This is a genomic window from Hyphomicrobium sp. (assembly GCF_036780825.1).
Lineage (GTDB): Bacteria > Pseudomonadota > Alphaproteobacteria > Rhizobiales > Hyphomicrobiaceae > Hyphomicrobium_C.
On the sequence record NZ_DAIQCD010000069.1, the window covers coordinates 1 to 2316 of the forward strand.

Sequence of the window (2316 nt, forward strand, 5' to 3'; positions counted from 1 at the left end):
GGCTGGTGTTCACACGGCTCGCGTAGCGTGGCTCCGGAAGCACTTTGTTTGAGAGTGCCTCTTATCGGAAAACCGGTTTCCACTTTTCCGTAAGCACTCTAGATACTTGTTTTTTCGTATCTTCCTGCGGCGAGCCGCTTGCCGTCCGTTTCCTCCATGTCTCGTTTGGTCCGATGTCAGCCCGCATTTTCCCCAAAGCTTTCGGATCGCTTGCCGTCCGCGTGCCACCCGCCGCGGCCGGGCAGCGCATCGGGCTGCTCGGAGGCTCGTTCAATCCGCCGCATCGGGCCCATGTCGCCGTGTCGGAAGCGGTCATGAAACGGCTCGGGCTCGATGCCGTGTGGTGGCTCGTCACACCCGGAAATCCGCTGAAGACCCATGACGACCTCGCGCCCCTGGACGAGCGGATCGCGCTCTGCCGCGCCCTGGTCACGAACCCGCGTATCCGCATCACCGCACTCGAGGCCGATCTCGGCAGCGCCGCAACCGTCGTCACCCTCTCCTTCCTGAAGCGGCGCTTTCCCGGCGTGCATTTCGTCTGGATCATGGGCGGCGACAATCTCGCTGGTTTCCATCGCTGGACCGGATGGCGGCAGATTGCCCGCCTGATGCCGTTCGTCGTTGCGGACCGGCCCCAGTGGCGCCTCAAGGCGCTGGCCTCTCCGGCGGCGCGCGCGCTCCAACGGTTCCGCCTTCCCGACGCTACGGCCGCGGCGCTGCTGCCGCTTAAGGCGCCCCCGGCGTGGCTCTACCTCACGCTGCGCCTCGCGCCCGAGTCCTCCACCGCAATCCGGGCCGGACGGGCGGGCGCCCCAACGCCATCCCGCGCTGCAGCAAAAACGTAGCGGCTTGATGTTCCAGGGTGCGACAATTCGGTCCATACCCTATTGCTGGCGCCCGCGGCCGCAGCTATCTTCATGTCTGCCGGCGGCGCATGAAGGCGCCGCGGTGGCGGAGTGGAACGGCCATAGTGCGGATCGACCGGCCGCTCTCCCGCCTCGAGCCAAGTGGTCAAACAGGAATAGGGCCTCTGTGGTGCGCAAACGGAAAGGATATCCAGGCCAAGATGCGAACCGCCATTGAGGGTGCCCGTAAGGGCGCGCCTCCTTCCGAGATCGTGCGAGAGCACGGAACCTCGGATTCATTGCTTAGCAAGGTGGTGCATTGGCTCAATGAAGCCAAAGCCGAGCAGATCGTCACCATCGATCTCAAGGGCAAGTCGTCGATCGGCGACTTCATGGTCCTCGCCACCGGACGCTCGGATCGCCATGTCGGCGCCGTCGCGGAGCAACTTCGCAAGCACCTCAAGGACAGCGGAGCCGGAAATGTCCGGGTCGAGGGTCTCGATACCTGCGACTGGGTGCTGATCGATGCCGGCGACATCCTCGTGCACGTCTTCCGCGCCGAGGTTCGCGATTTCTACAATCTCGAGAAGATGTGGTCGGCAGCCCGGCCGGGCGAGCAGACGTCGCATTGAGGTTTCCTGCGGCGCGCCTTAAGCGCGCTGCGGGCCTGAGCTTGCCGTCGCCGCACTGGCTTTTGCGGCGGCGTGCTGCTGGGCTGCTGGAGCGGGGTTGATGCGGCTTGCCATCGCCGCCGTCGGGCGCCTCAAGGATGGGCCCGAGCGGGCGCTTTATCTCAAATACGCCAAGCGGGTGGACGATGCCGGGCGCTCCGTGGCGCTCGGCCCCCTCACGCTCGCCGAAATCCCGGAGGCCCGGCAGGCCGGCGCCGGCCAAAGGCGCGCCGACGAAGCAGCACGGCTTCTTGCGTCGACCGATGCTGCCGATTTTATGATTTTACTCGACGAAGGCGGTCGGGCGCTCGGCAGCGAGGCCTTCGCCCGTCTTCTCGCGGAGCATCGCGACGAGGGCCGGCGCACGGCGGCGTTCCTGATCGGCGGCCCCGACGGACATGGCGAGCCGGTCCGCGCCAAGGCGCACCTCACGCTCTCCCTCGGCCCGATGACGCTGCCGCACGGCCTTGCGCGCATCGTGCTCGCGGAGCAGATCTACCGCGCCGCCACCATCCTCTCCGGCCATCCATACCATCGAAGCTGAAAACACGCCGGCACCCGATCCGCGCCAAATTCCTATTCCAGAGAACGCATGACAGCGGATGCCGCTATGGACCCTCGAGGCCCGAGGCCGTATCAATTCAGCGGCGAGAGCCTGATCGTTTGAAATGGGCGCAGACACGCACCCGCCGAATAAAGACCTAGAGCCGTTCCGCTTTAAGTGGAATCAAGGAACGGCTCTAAGCTTTTGTCTCTTCGTGCTTCTTATCGGAAAACCGGTTCCCACTTTTCCGGAAGCA

The 2316-nt window shown here is 65.0% G+C and carries 3 protein-coding genes; all 3 read left to right on the plus strand.

Features of this window, described 5'->3' with window-relative positions:
• The first annotated feature begins 173 nt into the window (after positions 1 to 173).
• The 3 genes from V7P99_RS14745 to rlmH all read left to right on the plus strand — a co-directional run bounded on the left by V7P99_RS14745 (position 174) and on the right by rlmH (position 2060).
• Positions 174 to 845, plus strand: a complete 672-nt coding sequence (locus V7P99_RS14745; protein WP_333795589.1) for a nicotinate-nucleotide adenylyltransferase — start codon at positions 174 to 176, stop codon at positions 843 to 845.
• A 221-nt stretch (positions 846 to 1066) separates the two neighbouring features.
• Entirely contained in the window at positions 1067 to 1477 is a 411-nt protein-coding gene (rsfS, locus tag V7P99_RS14750; protein WP_333795590.1) for a ribosome silencing factor, read from the plus strand.
• Positions 1478 to 1577: 100 nt separating this feature from the next.
• Positions 1578 to 2060, plus strand: a complete 483-nt coding sequence (gene rlmH / locus V7P99_RS14755) for a 23S rRNA (pseudouridine(1915)-N(3))-methyltransferase RlmH (RefSeq protein WP_333795591.1) — start codon at positions 1578 to 1580, stop codon at positions 2058 to 2060.
• Positions 2061 to 2316 lie beyond the last annotated feature (256 nt).